Annotated in this window: 27 protein-coding genes and 2 pseudogenes; 17 read left to right on the top strand and 12 right to left on the bottom strand. The window is 34.7% G+C overall.

Features of this window, described 5'->3' with window-relative positions; all coding sequences use genetic code 11:
- Positions 1 to 596: 596 nt before the first annotated feature.
- Positions 597 to 764 (top strand): hypothetical protein, encoded by a 168-nt coding sequence (locus SB717_RS00615; protein WP_312036220.1) that lies wholly within the window; start codon positions 597 to 599, stop codon positions 762 to 764.
- 256 nt (positions 765 to 1,020) lie between these two features.
- On the opposite strand, the gene SB717_RS00610 is transcribed toward SB717_RS00615, so the two are convergent.
- On the bottom strand, positions 1,021 to 1,278 hold the full coding sequence (locus SB717_RS00610; RefSeq protein ID WP_410902974.1) for a hypothetical protein: 258 nt from the start codon (positions 1,276 to 1,278) through the stop codon (positions 1,021 to 1,023).
- A 396-nt stretch (positions 1,279 to 1,674) separates the two neighbouring features.
- Positions 1,675 to 2,718: a calcium/proton exchanger gene (cax, locus tag SB717_RS00605; RefSeq protein WP_074683039.1), complete on the bottom strand. Its 1,044-nt coding sequence runs from the start codon at positions 2,716 to 2,718 to the stop codon at positions 1,675 to 1,677.
- 439 nt (positions 2,719 to 3,157) lie between these two features.
- Between cax and SB717_RS00600 the strand changes: the two genes are divergently transcribed.
- Positions 3,158 to 4,654, top strand: a complete 1,497-nt coding sequence (locus SB717_RS00600) for a class I adenylate-forming enzyme family protein (protein ID WP_410902973.1) — start codon at positions 3,158 to 3,160, stop codon at positions 4,652 to 4,654.
- 72 nt (positions 4,655 to 4,726) lie between these two features.
- On the opposite strand, the gene SB717_RS00595 is transcribed toward SB717_RS00600, so the two are convergent.
- Positions 4,727 to 4,948, bottom strand: coding sequence for a hypothetical protein (locus tag SB717_RS00595; RefSeq protein WP_074683037.1), 222 nt, complete (start codon positions 4,946 to 4,948; stop codon positions 4,727 to 4,729).
- 232 nt (positions 4,949 to 5,180) lie between these two features.
- Complete coding sequence (locus SB717_RS00590; protein ID WP_410902972.1) at positions 5,181 to 7,403, bottom strand: MMPL family transporter; 2,223 nt, start codon at positions 7,401 to 7,403, stop codon at positions 5,181 to 5,183.
- 136 nt (positions 7,404 to 7,539) lie between these two features.
- Between SB717_RS00590 and SB717_RS00585 the strand changes: the two genes are divergently transcribed.
- The 7 genes from SB717_RS00585 (at position 7,540) to SB717_RS00555 (ending at position 12,259) form a co-directional block, all read left to right on the top strand.
- Complete coding sequence (locus SB717_RS00585; protein WP_074683035.1) at positions 7,540 to 8,160, top strand: TetR/AcrR family transcriptional regulator; 621 nt, start codon at positions 7,540 to 7,542, stop codon at positions 8,158 to 8,160.
- Between the two features lie 334 nt (positions 8,161 to 8,494).
- Positions 8,495 to 9,268, top strand: a complete 774-nt coding sequence (locus SB717_RS00580; RefSeq protein ID WP_053487090.1) for a TerC family protein — start codon at positions 8,495 to 8,497, stop codon at positions 9,266 to 9,268.
- A gap of 407 nt (positions 9,269 to 9,675) precedes the next feature.
- Positions 9,676 to 9,873 (top strand): hypothetical protein, encoded by a 198-nt coding sequence (locus SB717_RS00575; protein WP_016766364.1) that lies wholly within the window; start codon positions 9,676 to 9,678, stop codon positions 9,871 to 9,873.
- A gap of 17 nt (positions 9,874 to 9,890) precedes the next feature.
- On the top strand, positions 9,891 to 10,181 hold the full coding sequence (locus SB717_RS00570; protein WP_029715140.1) for a spore coat protein: 291 nt from the start codon (positions 9,891 to 9,893) through the stop codon (positions 10,179 to 10,181).
- Between the two features lie 257 nt (positions 10,182 to 10,438).
- Positions 10,439 to 10,765 (top strand): YflT domain-containing protein, encoded by a 327-nt coding sequence (locus tag SB717_RS00565; protein ID WP_074683034.1) that lies wholly within the window; start codon positions 10,439 to 10,441, stop codon positions 10,763 to 10,765.
- 725 nt (positions 10,766 to 11,490) lie between these two features.
- Complete coding sequence (locus SB717_RS00560; protein WP_336108992.1) at positions 11,491 to 11,679, top strand: PAS domain-containing protein; 189 nt, start codon at positions 11,491 to 11,493, stop codon at positions 11,677 to 11,679.
- 73 nt (positions 11,680 to 11,752) lie between these two features.
- Positions 11,753 to 12,259 carry an STAS domain-containing protein gene (locus SB717_RS00555; RefSeq protein WP_410902971.1) on the top strand — a complete coding sequence of 169 codons (507 nt, stop codon included), beginning with the start codon at positions 11,753 to 11,755 and terminating at the stop codon, positions 12,257 to 12,259.
- A 304-nt stretch (positions 12,260 to 12,563) separates the two neighbouring features.
- Here SB717_RS00555 and SB717_RS00550 read toward each other — a convergent pair whose 3' ends face one another.
- Complete coding sequence (locus SB717_RS00550; protein ID WP_016766369.1) at positions 12,564 to 12,776, bottom strand: hypothetical protein; 213 nt, start codon at positions 12,774 to 12,776, stop codon at positions 12,564 to 12,566.
- 208 nt (positions 12,777 to 12,984) lie between these two features.
- Here SB717_RS00550 and SB717_RS00545 point away from each other — a divergent pair, with 208 nt between their 5' ends.
- Both SB717_RS00545 and SB717_RS00540 read left to right on the top strand, forming a co-directional pair.
- Positions 12,985 to 13,191, top strand: a complete 207-nt coding sequence (locus tag SB717_RS00545; protein ID WP_074683031.1) for a DUF1272 domain-containing protein — start codon at positions 12,985 to 12,987, stop codon at positions 13,189 to 13,191.
- A gap of 6 nt (positions 13,192 to 13,197) precedes the next feature.
- Positions 13,198 to 13,418: pseudogene (locus tag SB717_RS00540) on the top strand (cysteine hydrolase); the annotation flags it as partial.
- An 84-nt stretch (positions 13,419 to 13,502) separates the two neighbouring features.
- Here SB717_RS00540 and SB717_RS00535 read toward each other — a convergent pair.
- Both SB717_RS00535 and SB717_RS00530 read right to left on the bottom strand, forming a co-directional pair.
- A complete protein-coding gene (locus tag SB717_RS00535) occupies positions 13,503 to 14,000 on the bottom strand; it encodes a DinB family protein (protein WP_410902970.1) in 498 nt (165 codons plus the stop codon).
- A gap of 246 nt (positions 14,001 to 14,246) precedes the next feature.
- Positions 14,247 to 14,591, bottom strand: a complete 345-nt coding sequence (locus tag SB717_RS00530; RefSeq protein WP_410902969.1) for a hypothetical protein — start codon at positions 14,589 to 14,591, stop codon at positions 14,247 to 14,249.
- Positions 14,592 to 14,760: 169 nt separating this feature from the next.
- Between SB717_RS00530 and SB717_RS00525 the strand changes: the two genes are divergently transcribed.
- Entirely contained in the window at positions 14,761 to 15,087 is a 327-nt protein-coding gene (locus SB717_RS00525; RefSeq protein ID WP_410902968.1) for a hypothetical protein, read from the top strand.
- A gap of 369 nt (positions 15,088 to 15,456) precedes the next feature.
- Here the strand turns inward: SB717_RS00525 and SB717_RS00520 are convergent, their stop codons facing one another.
- Positions 15,457 to 16,041: a hypothetical protein gene (locus SB717_RS00520; RefSeq protein ID WP_410902967.1), complete on the bottom strand. Its 585-nt coding sequence runs from the start codon at positions 16,039 to 16,041 to the stop codon at positions 15,457 to 15,459.
- 328 nt (positions 16,042 to 16,369) lie between these two features.
- Between SB717_RS00520 and SB717_RS00515 the strand changes: the two genes are divergently transcribed.
- From SB717_RS00515 to SB717_RS00505, 3 genes are all read left to right on the top strand, one after another.
- Entirely contained in the window at positions 16,370 to 16,723 is a 354-nt protein-coding gene (locus tag SB717_RS00515) for a hypothetical protein (protein ID WP_410902966.1), read from the top strand.
- 28 nt (positions 16,724 to 16,751) lie between these two features.
- On the top strand, positions 16,752 to 17,147 hold the full coding sequence (locus tag SB717_RS00510; RefSeq protein WP_410903430.1) for an NlpC/P60 family protein: 396 nt from the start codon (positions 16,752 to 16,754) through the stop codon (positions 17,145 to 17,147).
- Between the two features lie 86 nt (positions 17,148 to 17,233).
- Positions 17,234 to 17,644: a hypothetical protein gene (locus SB717_RS00505; protein ID WP_410902965.1), complete on the top strand. Its 411-nt coding sequence runs from the start codon at positions 17,234 to 17,236 to the stop codon at positions 17,642 to 17,644.
- A 160-nt stretch (positions 17,645 to 17,804) separates the two neighbouring features.
- Here SB717_RS00505 and SB717_RS00500 read toward each other — a convergent pair whose 3' ends face one another.
- Positions 17,805 to 18,116: a DMT family transporter gene (locus tag SB717_RS00500; RefSeq protein WP_074683024.1), complete on the bottom strand. Its 312-nt coding sequence runs from the start codon at positions 18,114 to 18,116 to the stop codon at positions 17,805 to 17,807.
- Positions 18,116 to 18,454 (bottom strand): DMT family transporter, encoded by a 339-nt coding sequence (locus SB717_RS00495; protein WP_074683023.1) that lies wholly within the window; start codon positions 18,452 to 18,454, stop codon positions 18,116 to 18,118. The genes SB717_RS00500 and SB717_RS00495 overlap by 1 nt, the downstream gene beginning before the upstream one ends.
- A 184-nt stretch (positions 18,455 to 18,638) precedes the next feature.
- Here SB717_RS00495 and SB717_RS00490 point away from each other — a divergent pair, with 184 nt between their 5' ends.
- Complete coding sequence (locus SB717_RS00490) at positions 18,639 to 19,538, top strand: LysR family transcriptional regulator (RefSeq protein WP_410902963.1); 900 nt, start codon at positions 18,639 to 18,641, stop codon at positions 19,536 to 19,538.
- Between the two features lie 298 nt (positions 19,539 to 19,836).
- On the opposite strand, the gene SB717_RS00485 is transcribed toward SB717_RS00490, so the two are convergent.
- Positions 19,837 to 19,983, bottom strand: a complete 147-nt coding sequence (locus tag SB717_RS00485) for a BH0509 family protein (RefSeq protein WP_014460666.1) — start codon at positions 19,981 to 19,983, stop codon at positions 19,837 to 19,839.
- A gap of 663 nt (positions 19,984 to 20,646) precedes the next feature.
- Here SB717_RS00485 and SB717_RS00480 point away from each other — a divergent pair.
- Positions 20,647 to 20,982 (top strand): annotated as a pseudogene (locus tag SB717_RS00480) (DEAD/DEAH box helicase); the annotation flags it as partial.
- A gap of 87 nt (positions 20,983 to 21,069) precedes the next feature.
- Here the strand turns inward: SB717_RS00480 and SB717_RS00475 are convergent.
- Positions 21,070 to 21,270, bottom strand: a complete 201-nt coding sequence (locus SB717_RS00475) for a cold-shock protein (protein WP_013056409.1) — start codon at positions 21,268 to 21,270, stop codon at positions 21,070 to 21,072.
- Positions 21,271 to 21,459: the final 189 nt, after the last annotated feature.

Raw genomic sequence — 21,459 nt, 5'->3', positions numbered from 1 at the left:
AATATGTTGAATTACATTTATTTTTTTATTGCCATTTTAGTTGGCGTGTACTTTTTTATTACTAATAAACACTCTAGAAAGCCACTATTCATGTTGTTACTATCGATGCTTTTATTTTATAGCAGCGCGTATTTCTTTTACTATAAGACTTATCCAATTAACTTACTCAGTACATCATCCATACTTGTGTTTTGGTGGATCATTCTTTTATTACTAAGAGAGATTTATTCTAGAGAAGAAAATATTTTCTGGAATCTTTGTTTAATCTATGTAGCGCTATACCACTCTTTACATTATGTTTTTGATTCATTGGCTCAAAAGAACTTTTTGTATGGATTTATCTTTTATGTTTATACAAATGCAGGATTACTTCTGCTTGGCTTGTACTATTTCTTAAGAGTCTATAAAAACAGAACCGTGCATTAGAATGAACAAAGCTCCTTAAAGATCATTTTGCGTTAAATTTTTATAACAGAGTGCTTTGTAGAAGATTAATTATTTTTCATCATTTAATAAATATTATTAAATCTCATGGACGCCTTGTATATTTTTATATTATTTACCGCAATTTAAAAGAAAAAGGTGAGGCTGATATAATGGCTAAAATAATTCCATCCTTGAGGGACGCAAGGTTAAATAAAAAAGGGAATTTTAAAGAAAAAGTAAAGGTTGACGTTAGTAAAGATGTAATTAAATCTGAATATATGATTTTAACTGTTAAATGGAATGACCGATCAGAAGATATTATTTTAAAAGTTAAATAATTTGATAGAAAAAGCACCTCATACTCAGCTAAAATATTCCCTCAGTTCTTTATCCTTACTATTCGTTAAAATGTAATATTATATATCTGGAACTTTATTTTGTAGTTTAGATTAATATAGTAGCAGTTTTTTGAAAAAATCCTTGGCTCACATAATTTCTATTTAATTCCTTAAAAATTGAATGCCCCCCGCAATCCTTCTGAGTAGGGGGCACTATAAGAACATTTTTAAAAATCTGATAGAAGATTATTAATGCTCATTTTCGTCTATTTCGTCTTATTTTCACGTAAGTAGTCGGTGATGTACCAATTACGTTCTCACAGGAGTCTAATGCTTTCACTTGAAAATAGGGACCAACTGTCTCAGCATAAATATCTGTTTCAAATCCAGTACGAGGGGCAGTAAATACCACTACTGCTAATTTAAAAGGTGTTGGTCCCGCCAGTACCTGCCAAGCGACTGTTTCTGTTGAACCATTCCATGATGCGTAAACTATAGCTTGACCGTCACGCAATAAGTCTACCGTTATGCTAGGCGAGTAAAGTGGTAGACCTACCCACTTATTTTTAAATGCTCGATACGAAAGATTCTGATTTTAGCAGTTCGAGGGAAGTATAAAACGAAAAGTAGCAGTGACGACTTTATAAATGAAAATAAAACTGCAAATGGAAGGGAAGAGGAAAAGATAGAAAATTTTCTAGATGAAAAAATATTAATACGGAAGGATCTTGGACGAAAAAGTTAAAAACAATTTAATAAATAGAAGTGTTTAGTATACTTTAAATACTTCTATTTAGACAAAACACACGTAAAAAACGAGCTCTTGCTTATGAAGGGCTCGTTTATACATCATTGATGTAGCAAGACTTTGATTATGTTTAAAAACTTTCGCTTTGTTTCGATAGTAATTTTATAAAAGGTAAAAACTGAAGCCTATTGCAATGTAAGTCCCAACAAGTAAAACACCTTCGAACCAGTTGGAATCACCATCATTCACAACGGTCACCGTCATGAGAGCTGCAAGGATCATCGCAATCATTTCCGCTGTATTAAACACAAGAGGCAAGAAATCGTACAAGTATGAGAACAGAACGAGTATAGGAGCAACAAACATGGCCGTTTGGACGGTTGAACCAATGGAAATCTCCACCATTACGTCCATTCTATTATTGTAGGCCATTGCAATTGCTGACACGTACTCTGCAGCACTTCCCACTATGGCCACAACAATAATTCCAATAAAAACGTGACTCCAGCCTAAGGCATCACCTACTGGCTCAATGGTGCCAACAAGTTTTTCACTAATATAAGCTAGTACAATTGTGGCCAGTCCAAGCACAACGATTGCTTTCTTTTTTCCCCATTCTGGTTCCTCTCCATTTTCTTCTTCGTTTCCAGTGAAAATCCCTTTATGTGTGACAAGCTTAAAAAGAAGAGCAAGCAGGTAAATGGTCAGCATCACAATAGCAAAAGAAGTGGATAGAACCTGCATATCTTTATCATCCAAGCGTTTTGCAAAGATAAATGGCAATACAAAAGTTACGATAATAGCAAACATTAAGAGAGAGGTATTATGTCGTGTTTTAAACACACTAAATTTTTGCTTTTTAAACCGAATTCCTCCAACAATCATGGATATTCCACTGGCAAAAAGAAGATTAACAAGAACCGCTCCCGTAATTGAGGAAATGACGATTGTATTTAATCCTTTACTTAATGCAAAAAATGAAATAATAATTTCCGCAGCGTTGCCAAACGTAGCATTAAGTAATCCGCCTGCTGTTGGACCTACTACAACGCTAAGGCTTTCAGTAGAACGTCTGATGTAATTAGCCAAACTAATTAATGTCACACAATAAATAAAGAACATGAAAATATAATTCCAATTAAAAATGCTGCCAATAATTGAAAGAGGTACACCAATAATCATAAAAATGAAAAAGACTTTATTCATATTTTCCTCCATGGTCATTTATAGATCCTATAGCAAGAAGAGAAGCTCTATATTATCTTAGCGTTTTTATTAATATAACTCTTAAGACTTTTGTTATTCACGTGGAGAGTGCAACTAGCAATTAACTTCACGCATAGAAAGGGAACATATGTAATAGCTGATGCAAAGGGGGCTAAGTTAAAAAATAAAAGAGTCGTAAAAGATAAAGCGCTGTGAACCCCTCAACATAAGCTGTAAAGTATATTGAATTGCCTGCTCTGAATAACCAATATGTCTCTTTTACATGCTAAAAAGATATGAATTTTTCAAACTTCAATAATTAACGTTTGCGTTAACGTTAATTAAGGGTAATGTAGTTTATAGATTTAAAAATAATTAGAATAAAGCACCATTTAAATATGATTCAAACTGGTCATTATCATTAAAGGAGAGAGCTATCATGTATACACTTGGAGAACTATTAGAGCAAAGGGCTACACAATCTGCTGAAAAAGAGGCTTTAATTTGGAGTACATCTTTCTATACATTCAAAGAATATAATGAACGTGTCAATCAACTCGCCCATTACCTGTTAAGCCATAATGTTAAAAAAGGGGATCGAATTGCAATTCTTTGTCAAAACAATCATCCGTTTCCTACCATTCTGCTAGCTGCATTAAGAATTGGAGCCGTAGCGGTTCCTATTAGCTGGCAGCTGACGAAGTATGAAATTATCGATATTTTAGACAGTGCACAACCTAAAGTTATTTTCTACGACCAAAAATTTCATGAGGTTATTCCTTTTGATTCTGGACTATTAAATGACGTTATTACTTTACAAGTAGGAAGAAAAAATAGTGTGGAGACAACTGAAGAATATAATGAAATTTTTTCTGCGTATTCTATACTAAATCCAAATATAAAGGTCTCTCAAGATGACATAGCTATGCTTCTTTTTACTTCTGGAACAACTGGCAACGCAAAAGGCTGTATGATTGAGCATGGTCAGGTGTATTCTTATATACAACCATCGAGTCAACGAATAGACTATGAAGAAGATGGGCGATTTCTTGCCTCGCATCCTTTTTATCATATGAGTTCTATTAATAATATTTTGAAGTCTGTTTCCAACGGAATGGGGTTATTTCTGTTGTCAGATCCTACACCCGAAATCATTTGGGAAACGATTGAAACTCATGAGATTACGATGATGCTAGCGTTTCCTTCTATGTATATGCAAATGCTTGAAATAGTAAAAAATGCAGATTCAAAGAGCTCTTCACTAAAGGTTGCTATTGCAGGAGGAGCAAAAGTTCCTGCTTATCTTATTAAGGAGTATGAAAAGTTAGGCATTAGAATGATCCAAGGGTATGGAAGTACAGAAGCATGGACAGTGAGTGTATGGACACCGGATATGGGAAATGAAAAAATTGAATCGGCGGGTAAGCCTCTTTCCGGTGTAGAAGTAAAGATTATTGATCCTGAGTCAGGACAAGAAGTAAAAACAGGGGAAGTTGGAGAAATTATTATAAAAAGCCCCTATTGTTTTAAAGGCTATTGGCATAATCAAGAGGCGACTGACAAAGTGCTACGAGACGGTTGGTTCTATATGGGGGACGCTGGAAAGATAGATCAAGACGGCTTTTTATATATTATGGGACGCTATAAAGATGTTATCGTATATGGCGGTGATAATATCTATCCCGATCAAGTCGAAGAAATCATTGAGCAAATGGATACTGTTATAGAAGCTGCTGTAGTAGGAGTAGAAGACCCAGTTTATGGAGAAAAACCTAGAGCGTATGTGGTAAAAGATTCTCATTCTTCTTTAACAAAAGAAGATATCTTAAAATATTGCAGAGATCGTCTAGCAAGCTACAAAGTTCCAGAAGTTTATTTTATTGATAAACTTCCTAAAAATCAGCTCGGTAAAGTGTTAAAAAGAGAACTAAAATGAAGATAGTTAAAAGCGTGGGCTGAATGCAGCCCACGCTTTTAGGATGGAAAATTATATATTTAAAGCAAAATGTTAAATAGAAAGTCCTTTTATATCAGGATAACAAACACGAAGTGTATTCTCATACTCAGATTCGTAGCCTGTAAATATCACCTTTTTTTCTTTATTATCATATTGAAATCCGAAATTTTTTAAATCCTTTCTTAATACATCTTCACTAATTTTAATGGAAGAAGCAATATCTTCATAAGTATCACCATTATTTAGCTTTTGAATAATCTCACCAATCAACAAGTTACGACCTCCAGTAGTATATCTGTCTTAAGTAATACTTTATCCTGAATAGCTGCTTTTATGAGATACAGGTAAAGGTTAACACTTCAAATGAATTTTATATTAAAAAAAGTGGAGAAAGCTGTATGTTTTCTCTAGTGCATTATTCTTCTTGTCCTTTATCATAAAAATCAATTAGTCATGAATAGAAGCCATATAGTAAATCAACTATAAAACATCTTGATTTTAATAGTTACTGCTCTTTTTCTGGTACTATTTCAACTTTACCTGGCCAAAAAGCAAATCTTCCTAAAACCGTAGTAATCGCAGGTACAAGGAATGGTCGCACAATAAATGTATCTAACAGAACGCCTAAAGCCGTGATAATTCCGAACTGAACGAGAACTTGAATCGGCAGTGTTGCTAGAACCGCGAAGGTAGCAGCTAAAATGATTCCAGCTGATGTGATCACACCGCTTGTTTCGCTTACGCCTTCTTTAATTGCTTGCTTTAACGGCATATGCTTCTTTTTCTGCCAGATGCTTGAGATCATAAAGATATTATAATCCTCACCAAGCGCCACTAAGAATACAAACGCGTATAAAGGAATCGCTCCTTGAATAGCATCTGCCCCCATGCTGTTGTGAATGATGAGCCAGCCTAACCCTAAAGCTGCACTGTAAGACAAGATGACCGTTCCAACCAAGTAAAGCATAGCTACAATAGAACGTAGGTAAGCCAATAGCAGGAGCGATATAAAAATAATAATTAATGGGACAATGATAATGTCGTCTTTATCACTCGTGGTCATTGTGTCATACTGTGTTGCTGTTTGACCACCGATCCATACTTTGGATTTGACTGCGGAAACTCCGGACTGTGACAGTGCCTTTTCAGCTGCATCTCTCAAATCTGGAATAGCTTTCATTGCTTCTATACTATATGGATTCACATTAAACGTAACGTCATATACTTTTAGATCCTCATTATTTGTACCACTTTGAGGTGCAGAAACAGTACTAATAAGGTCATTTTTCTTTAATGCTTTTTCAAGGTCAACCGATTTTCCTTCCGTATCAATGACTACTTGTGCTGGTGCTAGTTCACCAGGAGAGTAAGCATCAGAAATAATCGTAAATCCTTCACGAGAAGGCATATCTTCAGGAAAAGAAGACAATAAATCATATGTGTACTTGATTTGGCTAGAGTAAATGGATAAAGCTCCAAAAAAGACTAGACAAGCTACAATGATTGTCCATGGTTTCGTCGTAACCACATTACCAATCCAATTCCCGAAACGGTTTTTCGCTTTTCGGTCACGCACCGGTTTTCCTTTCTCTTTCGCCAATTCTTCTTCCATTTCAGGAGTGCGAGGGACGAAAGGATAAAAAGAACCTCTTCCCATAACCGAAAGCAGGGCGGGAATAAGTGTTAAACTTGCTAATCCCATAATTAGAATAGATAAGCTAAAAGGGATTGCAAAACGGTGGTAAGCACCGTATTTTGCTACAATCAAGGACAGAAGAGAGATGACAACTGTAAATCCACTCATAGCTATAGCACCTGAAGCACCTTTAAAGGCATTGATAAGGGCTTGTCTCTTATCTTTTACTTTACGAAGCTCATCACGATAATGAGAAATTAAAAATAAACAATAGTCTGTTCCTGCTCCAAATAACAAGACCGTCATAATGGATATGGACTGCGAGTCAACCGTAATCCATTCTTTATCTGCCAAAATACCGAGAATCGGACTCAGAACCCCATAGGCAAAACCCACACCGATTAAAGGAATAATCGCTAAAATTGGGGAACGATAAATGACAAGAAGTAAAATTAAGACTAATAAAACTGTCGCGATTAGTAAGGAAACGTCTGCTCCTTCAAATAGGCTGGTTGCATCTACTTGAATTCCTACAGGTCCGGTAACGCGCGTGCTTAGCTTATCTTTTGCATCGATATCTGTAGCAAAAGAATCATATGAAACCTGTTCTTTTACTTGTTTTTTAATCGTGTCTAGATTTTTTTCTAGTACATCCGTTTCAACGTTTTCTTTAAAGAAAATGGGCTGTACAAGCGTTGTACCGTCCTTCGAAATCATATTTTGTAAAGTTGCTAACGGTAATTTATGCAAAGGCGGAGTAGACGTTTGTTCTTCTAATGGCTTCTTTTCTAAATCTGCCGCCAGTTGCTGTATAGATTTTAAGTCATCGGTATTCAAACCTGAATCTTTATGCCATGTAAGCAGGGCAGGAACCCCTGATGAGTTAGGAAATTCTTTCTTTATGAGATTCTCAGCTTCTACGGAAGGTGAATTCTCACTTAAGTTTGGTGCGTTGTTCACTTCCGTTTTATTAACGGCAGGCCAAGCAATCGTTAGAACTGCAGTTGCCAGAATCCATACGGCAATAACAACCCAACGACTCACTTTTCCAGTCATCAATCGACTGAATGTTGCTAAAGGTGATTCTTTCATTAATTCTCCCTCATTTCCAAATCTGTTTGTTTCTATTACAATATATATAGAACCTTCAATAATTATATATACCAGAAGGTTAATTAATCAACTAGTTTAAATGTGGCAATTTCTTGAACTAGAAGGAGGCCCTCTTATGAATACTGATAAGACACCCAAAAAAAAGCCTGGCAGACCCAAAATAACAACTGAAAATAATATAACAAGAGAGCAAATTTTAAAGACTGCTGCCCATTTATTTATGGCATATGGATATGAAAGAGTCTCAATGGAGCAAGTAGCTGAAGCAAGCGATGTGACCAAGGCCAGCGTTTACTACTATTTTAAAAATAAGGCAACTTTGTTTACCGTTTCGGTATCAAGTATGTTCCAACGTATTACAAAACAGACAGAGAAATTATTACAAAATTCCAATGGGTTAAAACACAGATTATATGAGGTAACATTGGATCATTTAAGGCGGCCGCATATTGATTTTGAAACATTATTGCAAGAAGCGACTTCTTCGCTTACAGAAGATCATATTCATGAAATTCGTGAAGCAGAGAAAGCCATACATCAGGCATTGGAGAACGTATTCAAACAAGCTGCAAACAGCGGTGAAATTGTCGTAACAAGCCCTCGCTTGCTTGCGCATGCATTTTCCACGGTAACAATGATTCGGAACAAGAAAGAATTAATTGCAGAATTAGGAGGCCCTGAAAAAACGGCTCAGGCTCTAGTGGATCTTTTTTGGGTAGGGATTAGTCCTAATTAATTTTCTTATTCCACTATAAAAACCAGCTGTAACATATTGGTTAATATGTTACAGCCGGTTTTTTTTGTTCACAGGTACTTCTTGAGAAGAGGGGAAGGGCATAACAATAATAGGGTGACTTTCCAACCTATGTAAGTATGTTGACATAAACTATTTACTGACATACTGGAATTCGTATTTATGTTTATTTCTATCTTAAGAGATGTTCAATTGTTGATTAGTGTTAAAAAAATGAAAATCTTATCTTTTAGAGTTTACTGTAGCATATATGGTTATTCTATTGTAAACAAAACCTTTAGCATAACAGCTTACATTTTGGAAAGGAGAAAAATGGATGGAATCTATTTGGCTCGAATACGTATGGGCATTATTGATTCTAATCGGGTTAGAAGGGTTATTATCAGCTGATAATGCTCTTGTACTAGCAGTTATAGCTAAACATTTACCCGAGGATCAGAAGAAAAGAGCGATTAATTACGGAATTCTTATGGCGTTTATTTTTCGATTTGGAGCTCTTTTTGCCATTTCATTTATCGCCAACGTCTGGTGGATACAGGCGATAGGAGCGGCTTATCTTCTTTATTTAGGTTTAAAGCATGTCATTAAGGCACGGTTTGGGAAACACAATGAGAATATTCATAACGATGATGAAAAGGAGTCTGCTGGAAAAGGGTTCTGGCCGACGGTGGGCAAAATTGCGTTAGCCGACCTAGCTTTTGCCATTGATTCTATTTTAGCTGCGGTCGCTATAGCTCTTGGGCTTCCGGATTCGCAGTTTGGAGAAATCGGTGGTATGGACGGAGGACAGTTTGCAGTTGTTGTTCTTGGAGGGATTGCAGGTCTTATCTTGATTAAGTTTGCAGCGACCTGGTTTGTAAAACTCCTTGAAAAGCGACCTGCCTTGGAAACGACAGCATACGCCATCGTTGCTTGGGTAGGGGTGAAACTTGCTGTTATTACTTTTGCGCATAAAGATATTGGTGTCTTAGATCCTCATTTTCCTCATAGCACTATCTGGACTCTAATTTTCTATGGAGTATTAGTTGGTATTGCTCTATTAGGTTGGTTTGCACCGGGCAATAAGTCATCAGAAAAATCATCGGCCTAAAAGATAATCAAGGGACATACGCAACCGTAAATTAGACTTCTATTAGACATTATCATTTTTTATTGTCCTATAAAAAGTACACATCCTAAATTATCAATCATTCTTACTCTTTCCATCCAAGCGGATCCTCATTTTTAACATTTAAAATATGTTTAGGTTATATAGAAAAAGTGAGTTTTGTTGAGTCATGCGTAACTATCAAGTGCGTTAACCCAAGCCGGGTTAACGCACGTTTTAATTGAAACTATTGCGCAAGCGAACCGGATTATTTTATTTATTATTTTTGTTAGTTTTAATATTTCTGTTTATTTTTCTAAAATTCCAAAAAAATAATCAATACTTGTTTAAATGGAAATGATTTGGGAATATAATTCACAAGTCAAAAAAATGACAAGGAGGATGCAAACATGGCAAAGGGACTAGCTATGCACGAAACGCTAGAAGTTCATGAAATCTTAACGCTTAAAACATCATGTGTAACAAAAGGAACAGCGATGTTGGAATTGGTAGAGGATGAGGAATTAAAAAAGATTCTTGAAGAAGATGTTCAAACATCTACTGAAGCGATTAAAGAATTGAAAAAAATCTTAAAGAAAGCTCAATAAATAGGAGGGGTAGAAAAATGGCCACTAAAAGTACTCTTACTAAAACGTTAGATGATCTTGCTATTGCGACTGATTTATTATTATCAGCTAAGAGTGGTGTACGAACATATGCTGTAGCGCTTACGGAAACAGCGACGCCGGAAGTTCGAAAGGTATTAAAAAAGCAATTAGATGAAACCATCGAGCTTCATGAAAAGATTGCTCAATATATGATTGATAATGAAATGTATCACGCCTATGATGTAGAAGAACAAGTAAATCACGATTTAAAAAAGGCAGATAAAGCGTTAGATTTAGCGAAAGGTTAACTAAAAATCCCCTTCTGACAATAGAGGGGGATTTTTTAAGGTTACATAAAAAGTTCTCTTTTGATATTTCTACAAAAGAAAAGAAGTCTATATTTTATTCTCTTATAAATAGATAATTTACCTCATTTTATACAATATTTAGATGATATTTTATAGTCTTTTATCCCATATCTAAATAAATTGGTTTTAATTGGCTGCTGAAGGATACACCTATTAGTAGAACGACATATTCTATGGGGATAGAGGAGGAGAAAATAGTGAAGGAAATTAAAGTAGCAGAAAATAGTGGTCAGGCAAATAAGTTTATTGAAGAGTTTTTTGTCAACGGGTTTAGTAAAAGTGAAATTTATTTATTGACCTATAATAAAGAGCGCTCGGAATATTTAACAAATACAACAAATACAAAAGAATATCGAGCTTCTGAACAAGGAGTTTTTGAATCTGCAGTTAATAAGATATTTTCTCGTGAAGATGAACTTCATTCTAAAATGGCCTCGTTAGGTTTAACCCAAGAAGAAGCTAAACAATGTGTCGGTGAAATGAAACAAGAACGTATAATCGTTGTTGCAAAAAAAGGTGTGTAATGGTTTTTCCTTTCAATAACTTTCGAAGAAACTAAGTGATCGAGAAGTATTAGTAAATCTTACTAGCATGCTGCTTTATATATAATATTTGTTCTTCTGTACAAAGGGTTTATGAATCGGAAAGATACTGAACGAAAAGTATATTACTAGAGTCGTTTATTAATCTCATATGGAGGTGAGAGGATAATGATTCAATTTTTTGGTATCCACATAGGGACGTTATACTTTCCTACAAGTATCCTTCTAATTACTTTATTAGTTTTAGTAGGTTTTATTATCTATTTTCTTAGTAGAAGAAAAAGAAATAGAGATCACACGATTCATTCAAATGAGAATAGGGTAAAGGGGAAGAGAGGAAAAAACAAAACTCTGTAAATGATCTAAAAGAAGAATTAATATATTTCGTCATCAAAAAGAATTCTCGTTTGAAGTGAAAAAATTAACCTAATCCTACAGTTCCTGATACAGCCTTACACCATGATTTAACTCGTGAGAAAGTATGATTTAAATAAATGCAGAGAGGGCCCTTGAATTCATTTCCAAGGGCTGTTTTTATTTTTGTTCTGTAAAGGACAGACGACCTTTTAATCTTCTATTTTCTTACTATTTCTTATTTACAACTTCAAAAGAAACTTTATTATCATTTTTTAAGATCTTAAACAAGCAATTGAACCCTTGATAAATTTGAAATAGTAGTCTAACCTTCATATTAAGGAGTGAAAATTATGAATGAAAACATTTCGGGTATTGATTATCAGGAAGTCATTGAATATGCGTTAGATCCACTCATTATTCATTCAAATCATAAGATTATATATGTTAACCACGCAGCTGAACATTTTTTTAGAGGGAAAAGGGAAGATATCATAGGTGCAAGTCCTTTAGATATATTTCAAGAAACATCTAAAGCCTAAAGCAGCAATAAGGAAAAGAATCCAATCTGCTTATGAACGTCCAGCAGAGCTCATTGAGGAAACCATATTTAGATTGGACGGGACAACTGTTAATGTTGAATTATATTGTCATCCCTTGCTGCTGGGAGATAAAAAAGTAATCCAAACCTATGTGAGAGATATTACGGTAAAAAAAGAGAGTGAAACAAGACAAAAAGAAATAATAAAGCAAATAAATGAACTGTCTACAACCCTTGTTCCTCTTTTAGAGGGAATCGCTGTACTTCCCTTAGTAGGATCCATAGATGAGGAAAGAGCAAACCAACTTCTAATGGCCGTTCCAGTAAAAGTGCAGACGCAAAATATAAATTGTTTAATTATAGATTTTTCAGGTATTTATACATTGAATTCAATTGTAAGGGAGCATCTTTTTAAAATTAATAGCGTTATGTCACTACTTGGAGTGCAATGTATCTTAACGGGATTAAGACCAGAATTATCTCGCGCTGCTGTACAGCTAGGTATTAACTTAGCTTCTACCCCGACAATGGCTACTGTAAAAAATGCATTTCATTTTTTAGGAATTACTTCTAGTAAATAACCTATAAAATGAAAATACCTAAAGCAATTTTTACGTTTTTAAAGATACATATGATATGAATCTTTAGATGGTGCTACTTTCAGAGAAAGTTTCTAATTAAAGAAATAGTGGCATCGTCTTTACGGTTTCGTTCTGTTTTAAATATTTTTAGATGTTTTTTTAAAATTAGATTTGTATCTTGTATACATTAGAAAAACAAAAGAAACCCCTGAACATATACCAGGAGTTTCTTTTGTTTAAAATAACATATTGTGCAATCGCACGTTTGTTAAATAAAAGAGAGAAAATCATTGAATTTCTTTCTTCAGTTTAAAATCTTGTATAAAGCTTCAGAAGCGTTATCTATATCATAATCGTTATAATTTAAGGTTTTTTGATCCGTAAGTGTAGTGATTTGAAAAATCTTAGATGTTTTACAATACGACAGTTCCAGTACTTGAGGAATGGTATGAGTAATAGCACTATCCTCATATTGAATAAGAGTATAAAGCGTTTTTTTTATTTCAAGTATATTCATAAAAGTACCTCTTTCCATTATAAGGAAACCCAGGGTACAAAGAGACCATATAATTTTAATTTATGTTCTTTCTCTATTGTAACATATGAACGTATAAAAAAATACCTGTCGAGAACATTAAAGTTATTACTTAGTAATACAATAAGAAACGTATGTAAAAATAGAAATTTATAGAATACAATTTAATTATATCAAAAGGAGGGATTTAATGGCTTTAGAAATGAGAAATACATGCGAAAAGTGCAATAAGAAACTCCATAATAGCTCTGTTGCTTACATCTGTACACATGAATGTACATTTTGTGATAAATGTAGTGAAAACGAGATGTATATTTGTTCTAACTGTGGAGGAGAACTAGTTAAAAGACCAAGGGGTAAAGAACATTCGTTAAGTTGCTCATTAAATTTCTCATAAATTTAGACACAACACTGTATAGATATTGCAGTCAGAACAGCTACAATCAATGGGATGGTTTGACATTAGTGGGTGATGGACATTCAACAACCGACAGTAATGGTTTAAGTGCTGAACAAATCATAAAGCATTATAATGAAACTTTACTTGGTCATTACAACGTTGAACACTTTTCGATTGTCAGAAATGCAGAGGAAGACTTGTTTCATCCCACACATTATTCATAAAGATAAGAGTACACAACTAAAATAAAGCTCTAAAAGTGTTTAATGGACGCTTTTTAGAGCTTTATTTCTGCATTATGTCTCAATCTAAGCAGGAAAGCCTCCCGTTGGCGGTGGCCATGCTCCGTTTAATCTTCTCATAATGACAATTTCACCTAGATGATAGCTGTTGTGAGAAGCAATATTACGCAGTAATCCCCCTGGGGTTTCACTTGGCCAAGCATCGAGAGGTTCTTCAATTGATATTGTCTCAGCTAAGTGACAAGCTTCGTCAATTCCATCACAAAAATGCTGGATTGTCTTTTTCCATTCTTCCTCATCAACCGGAGTAGGGTATTCAGGCCAGCTTTCACTTACACTTTTCGGTCTCTCAGGGTTTTCTCCTTTAGCAAGAGCAAGTAAAAAGTCTTGCCAATAGCTCATATGCTTCACTAATTGATAAATAGAATAAGGTAATTCCTTTTGTTTATGTGAAGCAAGTTCCATATTAATATCGGTTATTGCATTAATTGTTGGAAGATGACCTCTTTCACCTCGAAGTGATTTGATAAGTGCATCACGAAATGATGTATTCGTTTGTGTCATGTTTTTTCCGGCCTTTCTTTTTCGAAGTATTAAGCTTGTAACAGTCTAACACAAATTAGTTTAATATATGTACTTCTGTGATTAACGATTTACTATAACAAAGCCACTAAAATAAATAGTCTCAATCACAATTTTTTGTTTGTAAGTCCCCTTTATATTACTAAATATGGTTTAATGTAAAATATATGTAAAAAACGCAGCAAATCTTCGATTAAACACAGAACTTTTCCTCTTTTTACAATTCATTTAATCCTCAACGGTTATTTCAACTATATAGAAATTTCCTTGATATGAAATAGAGAACGAACGAGTAATGGTCGTGACAGTTGTGCCTTCTATCTCTTCTCCAGATAGACTGGTAAGCCAATAGCCAATATGCGCCTTGTCGTCTCCTACGTATACCGAAATACTCATAACACATAGGTCTGAAAACAGTATGGTGCGACTTTCAAGCAAAGAATCGTATTCAACTATGTAATAGTCGAGTGTCTCATTAAGTGTGTCGTAGTCTAAAGTATCTTGACTAAGGATTTTATCCAATTCAAGTGCAAGTGGTTTTTCAATACTAATATTTATTTGTTCTGTGTGCATATAAACCGCTCCTTAAAAAGAGTATCGACAAGTATAAGTGTATGTTTACATAATACCTACACCTTACTATTTGTAAGTAAAGAAAAAACATGAGGTGAAAGTATGAATTGGACTGAACAACAAAAAAACGTATTTAACATATGTACCGAATGGCGACTGGATAAGTTTTATGGCCCATTTGGGGATTTCACAAGAAGAAGTAATGTTAGTTATTCTAGATGAAGAAATGACAATTGAACAATACTGTCAACATGGACCACCAGAAGCAGCAAAAGAAGTGTTGACATACTACAAGGAAAACGGAGCTCTCGTGTCCTTCGACCAAGAAGGTTTGTCTATTAAAGGAGATAAAACCATTCCTCCATTTCGCTCAATGGAAAAGAAAATCACCCATTTTTCGTTAAAAGAACGAGGATTCATTTGTCAATTAGCGCAGCAATATTTGGAAACCCATGAGTTAACGGCAGAAGACATTAAACACATCTTAGAGGTTTAAATTTAATTAATCTATGTTCTAAATAAACTATTTAAAATAAAATCAGCAGCTAAATAACCACAAAGAGTTTACCTTATATTGTGTAAATTGTAAAATACAGTTATGTTTTGACGTAAGTGAGGTGTCCTATGATCTTTCTAAGTCTTACCTTCCCGTTGTTCCTGGGTTTGCTGTATATTGCATTTGCTACGTTTTTGAAGAAACTACATAATAAAGAAAATACAACGGGTGTTATTGTATACGGAACAATCATTTCCGTTATTTTAAGTAGTTATGTTATGATGATTTTTACCTGGAATTAAATAAAATATATGTGCGATATACGCAAAAAAGCCACTATCTCATGTGCAGAGTTAGTGGCTTTTTTAATTATTTATATGCCGATTTAATTGTATCTAAATAAAAATAATCAGCATCTGCCTCATCTTGAACAACCATTAATTGATAGAGATGGTCAGGCTTATCTGGAATATTAAAAACAATGTTTAAATCAAGTGGTTTATCTTCTAGTTTCATGTTTGGATAATTTGTTGTAAGAAGCGTATATCCCTCTTTTGTATAAGCCTCTCTAGTAGCTGGTTCATAGGTCTTACTGTCTGTTACGTCTTCTAATGTAAAGTGAAGGTCTTTTAGCGATACAGAATCTCCTTCTTCAAACGTATTTTCTAAACGTACAGATACATTCATAAATGTTGAAGTTCCGTTAATGCTATCGATATCATCCACGTAAGATGCGCTGTTGGTTGAAATATAGTATTTATGGTGTTTAGATTTTTCATGATAAGATAGGCTGCCTTCTGCCGGTTTAACATTTGTTGCGTGCTCAAGGCTAGCGGTATGTTTTGGGGTAGGTGCTTCTACGGTTACTTCGTTTTCTTTCTTTCCACTTTCGCAAGCAGCAAGGCCAGCGACTAAAACGGCACACATGATGCTTGTTTTTGTTAATTTATTCATTACACTCCTCCAAGATAGATGATAGGGTTTATGTTACATGGAATATATGTGGGAATCAAGGAAAAATGTGAAAGATAGTTACAGGGGTAAGGAGTTTAAATGTTCTAGGATGCTTCCAATTTGGAGAAAAAAGAAAAAATGGTGAAAAATAAAAAAGGAGAGTGCAGAAGTTGGGGTGAAGGTAAGAAAAGCTGATTCATCTTTACCGATGAACAGTCTTTTTTTGCAACCAGTCTGATGTTATGGGAGACGTCCCTTATAGTATGAAGTAAGACTCAACAGGTAACACATAATGTTTCAATTGGTTATAAAAAGGATGGTGTTCAGGATGAAAAAACGAATAAAGATGTTAATTTCTATTGGAATTGCAGCGTCTTTGATTATTATTTCGTCTCAATCGAAAGTGCATGCTAGTACTCCGATTGGTACGGTTCAGGTTAAAACTCATTCGTTATATCTTCGAGCAGGAAATAGTTTTAATGCAAAAATAGTTCGTACGTTACATAAAGGCGAGCATTATAATGTGTACGCGAAAAAAATGGCATGTACAACCTTGGTCAAAACCGATGAGTATCTGCTAGCGGAAGCTATGTTTCGTTTGTATCTAAAGGAAAAAACACTTCAACAACTACTTCTAAAGCTGTCGCTACATCAAGTGTATCAGCTGAAAAAGTACAAATAAAAGTATCTAAGTTGTATCTAAGTTGAATGTGCGTCAAAGTGCTAACTTTTCATCACGTGTTGTAGGAACCGCTTATAAAGAGCAAACCTACACTATTTATGAAAAGAAGAACGGTTTGTACCGAATTGGACAAAACCGCTGGGTAACGGCAAGTGCAACTTATGTTAGCTCAAATGGCAGCGTTTCAGCTCACAATACAGCCCCATCGCCAACATCAGTAAAAGAGCCGGCACCTTCGAAAAATGCAAATGGAATTATATCATATGCTAAACGTTTCTTAGGGATGCGATATATCTGGGCATCTGCAAATCCTCTTTATGGTGGATTTGATTGTTCAGAGGGAATAGTGAAATTCAGAAGTGACGGTACCTTTATATTTTTCGTAATAAACGAATCGAATGTCCATAAAACCAACCTTTCGTAGGGTAAAGCACAAATAAACTATCTGTAAGAAGTAAAACTATTATATAGTTGATGATAACAACAATAAACACCAAATGAGGTGATACGATGAAAAAAGAAGAAAAAGTGGAAGCAGAAGAAGCATTGTGCCGGTTGTTTAAAGGTGGAAAAGTTAAGCACGTTGGAGATGGAATACGTTCTGATTATTTTAGACTCAAAATACAAGCTGCTGATGGTCAACCACTTGTTATTACTGCGGAAAACAAGTGGACTGTTTCACCTATACGTTCCTTTTTTTCACTTATTGCCAAACAAGAGGAAATCACAGACATATTCTTAGGGGAACAAGAACCTCATTTAACGTTACAGTTTACAAGTGGTGTGCTCTTAACAATCTTTGGAGTAGATAACCTCTATGAAAGTTGGCAAGCCGGTACAGAGTCACAAGATTGGTTACTCGTTGCATGTCCAGGTGGAGATGTGGCAGTTTGGTCTCCAGAGAATGAAGAAAATGTATAACAGTAGTGCCGGCAATGAGCAATATATACGAACAATTAGATGAATTGCAGGAGCAGCTACAACATTATGCTCTTAATAGAATTGAAGAGTATTATTACACAAGATGTTGTGAAGTAGCCGGAACCGAGGTTACTTAAGGGCCTTATTTATCTTATTTTTATTAGAAAGCTTTCAGTATAATAACACCTGTAATAATAAGAGTAACCGAGATAATCTTTCTTTTGTTTTTTGATTCCTTAAATATATAAATACCTAACAGCGTTGTACTAACAATCGTCAGCCCTGCCCATATAGCAAAAACAATACCCATTTCGAAATAATGTGTTGTTAGAGAAATGAAATAAATACAAGCAATGAACAATAAGAATGCACCTATTGTGGGAAAAGTTTGTCTAAAGCCTTTAGATAGTTTTACACACATTTGTCCTGCAATGCCCAAAACTAAACCAATCGTTAAGAATACGTATCCCATTACGCCGTCATCCTTTCTTTAGAGCTTCCTTTAATGTTAAGAGAAACTACACCGATTATAATAAGAGAAACTCCTAAGATTTTAGACAAGGAAATAGTTTCATCAAAAAAGATAATACCTGTGACAACCACAAGTACGGTTGCTCCTCCAGCATACAACGCGCTTGCTACTCCTACTTCACCTTTGGCGTTAAGGAGCATATAAGCAGCAATCGAAGAACAATAAAATAGTATGGCAAAAACAGTCGGAACAAAGTTTGTGAATCCATTTGTAAGATTAAGAAAATATACTGCAATTACCTCTAAGATAATGGCAAGAGACAATAATAAATAAAACAAGCAGATTTCCTCCTTTCAGTCACCTCATTTTAAGAACTTTACGTAATTGCTCCTAAATAGTTGCAGTAGTACTCGGATGTCATTATTTTATCTAGAGCTTGATATCTTGTAAAATAATGATAAATGATTGTAGATATCACTATTATTAATACCTAAATGAATGTAAGTGGAAAGGAAGATGTTGATGGAAGTAGAAGATATACGTATATTTATGGCTGTGGCAGAATACGGCAGTGTAAGTCTTGCTGCTGATAAGCTAGGTTATGTCCAACCAAATGTAACAGCACGTATTCGATCTCTTGAACGGAAAATTGGCCACCCATTGTTTCATCGTCACAGACGTGGAATGACATTAAATGTAGAAGGCCGAAAACTTTTAACGTACGGAGAACAAATGATGAGGCTAATGGATGAAATACACAAAGCGTTTCAAGATGAGCGTAACCTTGTCGGGTCATTATGTATTGGATTAGTTGAAACTGTAGTAGGGTTTCCTGAAATTATTTCTTCCTATCATAATAAGTACAAAAATGTAGATATTTCTCTAGAATCAGGAGTAAGTACACAATTAATAGAGAAAGTTCTTAAGTTTCAGCTAGACGGGGCATTTGTAGCAGAACCAGTAAATGTGTCAATGCTTGACCAAATTCCAGCTTTTGATGAAGAAATTGTACTTGTATGCAGCGCAAACGCAAATGAGAACGGCAAGAAACAGATTCAGTCTGCTAGAGAGTTACTACACTTACCATTTATCTTATTTAATGAAGGCTGCCAATATAGAGAAAGGCTACAGCAGTGGTTAAAAGAAGAACAAATCGTATCGCCAAAAATTATGGAATTTGCTACACTCGAAACGATTATGGGAACAGTGGTTTCTGGACTTGGTGTGACACTTATAGCTCGGTCATTGGCGGAAAGATATGAGAGAGAAGGGTTAGTACAACTTTTTTCAATACCTGAGCCTTACAGAAACCTTAGGATTGTGTATATTAGACGCTCCGACTCCTATCTAGGAGTAACTGAGCGTGAATTTATAAAGACAATCAGCGAAGTGAGAGAAGGGAAAAATCAGAGAACGAATTAAATCGATTATAGAAGATATAAACGAACATACGATTGTAGAAAGAGTTGACTCGGACGAAGTAGGAGGGCTAAAGATCTTTTTATCTCAAGGTTATTTATTAGAGGTGTTTCCGGATACGTCAGAAGACGATGAATATAGTGAGTTCTGGAGACTTTTCAACCGAAAGGAAGACAGCGCTCACTTTATTGTCACAGGAAATGGTATTGAAAACGAGTAATCTTATAATTAAAGAAACGAAAAAAGCACAAACCTGTTGGAACCAAACGTTTTTGTGCTTTTTTCTTATTTTATAGTTGAGTTACATATAATCATAAGCGGAATCATCAAAATAGAGCCAGTGATAATATTCAACCTGCGGATCTGTCATTTTTAAAACTTCTTCTTCATTGAATTTTTTATACTCAACTAATTTCTGTACTTTAGAATTTCTTTCCACTTGGCTCATTTTAAATCCTCCTTATAGTTTGAGAAGTAACAATGTATTTAAAAATAGAAAGCGTTTTCTTTTGTTCTTGTTTTTATTATATATCTCAATATGAGATTAAAACAATATCAATTATAGATGATTTTCCAAAAAACAATATGGAAATGGTATTATGGCGTCGAATTGGGACAACAAGGCTTCTGCAATCGAAATTAAATCGTAGGTCATTGTCAAGGGCCGGGCTAAGGATTTTTTGTTAGTATCGTTGCTTAATTCCTAAAAAACCATTATGATAACTAGCTCTATAAACTAGAAATAAAGCTAGCTGTGTTAAGCTAGCTTCATATTTTTTATGCTGTTTTGCAGAGCGGGAAATTTTCAACTGTCGTTCACTTTGGTATAAAAACTCTTTATCAATTTCATCATGTTACGTCCCGAAGTTCTTGACATTTGATGATGATCTTCATCATCACGCGTACTCAGGTACCAGCTTCCCTTGTCATCTTCATTTAATCTATATACCTTATTGGTTCTACTATCTGTATAAAAGTTTCCATCCTTCAGTCTCAAACAATCCCCCCTCTACCAAGTATCTAACCTGTATTATGCCCAAGATATCAATTTTATGAAAAATTTTATATACACAAAAACGGCAGGTTTCTTAATACGCTTATTATTTTGTATCAAGTAAAAGGAGTTAAAACGCTACCTATTTATGGAGGGCAGGATATTAATCGTCAGATCAACGCTCTTAAAAACAGACCGCATATTATCTCGGCAACCCCAGGACGCCTTAAGGACCATATGAAAAGAAGAACCATTCGTTTAAATCATATTCGTACAGGTGTTCTGGATGAAGCAGATGAAATGTTAAATATGAGCTTTATTGAAGATATCCAAACGATCCTTGGCGGCATCTCTTCTCCCCATCAAACCTTACTATTTTCAGCAACCATGTCGAAGCAAGTACAAAGTCTAGCTCAGAAATTTATGAACGTTCCTGAACTCGTAAAAGTAAAATAATTATTAATGAATAAGTTTTGATATAAAAATCTTTTTAAGTAAAAACAGACTCTGAAAATAGAGTCTGTTTTTTAATATGGTTTTTTATGCTTTATTTACGTTTGTCGCTTGTGGTCCACGCTGCCCTTGTTCGATATCAAAAGTCACCTCTTGACCTTCATCCAAGGATTTAAAGCCTTCACCTTGAATAGCTGAGAAGTGAACAAATACATCTTCTCCACCTTCACGCTCAATAAATCCAAAACCTTTGTCAGCATTAAACCATTTCACTTTACCATGTTCCATTTTTTGTTGCCTCCTAGAATATAGAAAATAAACCAGATTATCATTAAATCTAGCTTATTTATTATATTATCCCAATTGAGACATCTTAAACTTAAATTAATGTGATCTTTCTAACTTTCTTTATCATTACTCACTTCAATAAAAAGGTGATTGGGGTATGACGATCTACATCATAATGGACATTCTATT

Origin of the sequence: Priestia sp. SIMBA_032 (assembly GCF_046535215.1) — a bacterium.
GTDB classification, from domain to species: domain Bacteria; phylum Bacillota; class Bacilli; order Bacillales; family Bacillaceae_H; genus Priestia; species Priestia aryabhattai.
Note: the sequence above shows the minus strand (reverse complement) of the source record. Positions and strands in the feature narration are given on the sequence as shown.

Bases quoted from the DNA above. Each gene is read 5' to 3' on its own strand.
- SB717_RS00535 (WP_410902970.1), bottom strand. From the start codon at position 14,000: ATGACACAAACGAATACATCATTTCGTGATGCACTTATCAAATCACTT.
- SB717_RS00560 (WP_336108992.1), top strand. From the start codon at position 11,491: ATGAATGAAAACATTTCGGGTATTGATTATCAGGAAGTCATTGAATAT.
- SB717_RS00515 (WP_410902966.1), top strand. From the start codon at position 16,370: ATGAAAAAACGAATAAAGATGTTAATTTCTATTGGAATTGCAGCGTCT.
- SB717_RS00600 (WP_410902973.1), top strand. From the start codon at position 3,158: ATGTATACACTTGGAGAACTATTAGAGCAAAGGGCTACACAATCTGCT.
- SB717_RS00570 (WP_029715140.1), top strand. From the start codon at position 9,891: ATGGCCACTAAAAGTACTCTTACTAAAACGTTAGATGATCTTGCTATT.
- SB717_RS00520 (WP_410902967.1), bottom strand. From the start codon at position 16,041: ATGAATAAATTAACAAAAACAAGCATCATGTGTGCCGTTTTAGTCGCT.
- SB717_RS00475 (WP_013056409.1), bottom strand. From the start codon at position 21,270: ATGGAACATGGTAAAGTGAAATGGTTTAATGCTGACAAAGGTTTTGGA.
- SB717_RS00490 (WP_410902963.1), top strand. From the start codon at position 18,639: ATGGAAGTAGAAGATATACGTATATTTATGGCTGTGGCAGAATACGGC.
- SB717_RS00485 (WP_014460666.1), bottom strand. From the start codon at position 19,983: ATGAGCCAAGTGGAAAGAAATTCTAAAGTACAGAAATTAGTTGAGTAT.
- SB717_RS00500 (WP_074683024.1), bottom strand. From the start codon at position 18,116: ATGGGATACGTATTCTTAACGATTGGTTTAGTTTTGGGCATTGCAGGA.
- SB717_RS00545 (WP_074683031.1), top strand. From the start codon at position 12,985: ATGGCTTTAGAAATGAGAAATACATGCGAAAAGTGCAATAAGAAACTC.
- SB717_RS00525 (WP_410902968.1), top strand. From the start codon at position 14,761: ATGGCCCATTTGGGGATTTCACAAGAAGAAGTAATGTTAGTTATTCTA.
- SB717_RS00585 (WP_074683035.1), top strand. From the start codon at position 7,540: ATGAATACTGATAAGACACCCAAAAAAAAGCCTGGCAGACCCAAAATA.
- cax (WP_074683039.1), bottom strand. From the start codon at position 2,718: ATGAATAAAGTCTTTTTCATTTTTATGATTATTGGTGTACCTCTTTCA.
- SB717_RS00590 (WP_410902972.1), bottom strand. From the start codon at position 7,403: ATGAAAGAATCACCTTTAGCAACATTCAGTCGATTGATGACTGGAAAA.
- SB717_RS00530 (WP_410902969.1), bottom strand. From the start codon at position 14,591: ATGCACACAGAACAAATAAATATTAGTATTGAAAAACCACTTGCACTT.
- SB717_RS00615 (WP_312036220.1), top strand. From the start codon at position 597: ATGGCTAAAATAATTCCATCCTTGAGGGACGCAAGGTTAAATAAAAAA.
- SB717_RS00575 (WP_016766364.1), top strand. From the start codon at position 9,676: ATGGCAAAGGGACTAGCTATGCACGAAACGCTAGAAGTTCATGAAATC.
- SB717_RS00505 (WP_410902965.1), top strand. From the start codon at position 17,234: ATGAAAAAAGAAGAAAAAGTGGAAGCAGAAGAAGCATTGTGCCGGTTG.
- SB717_RS00580 (WP_053487090.1), top strand. From the start codon at position 8,495: ATGGAATCTATTTGGCTCGAATACGTATGGGCATTATTGATTCTAATC.
- SB717_RS00550 (WP_016766369.1), bottom strand. From the start codon at position 12,776: ATGAATATACTTGAAATAAAAAAAACGCTTTATACTCTTATTCAATAT.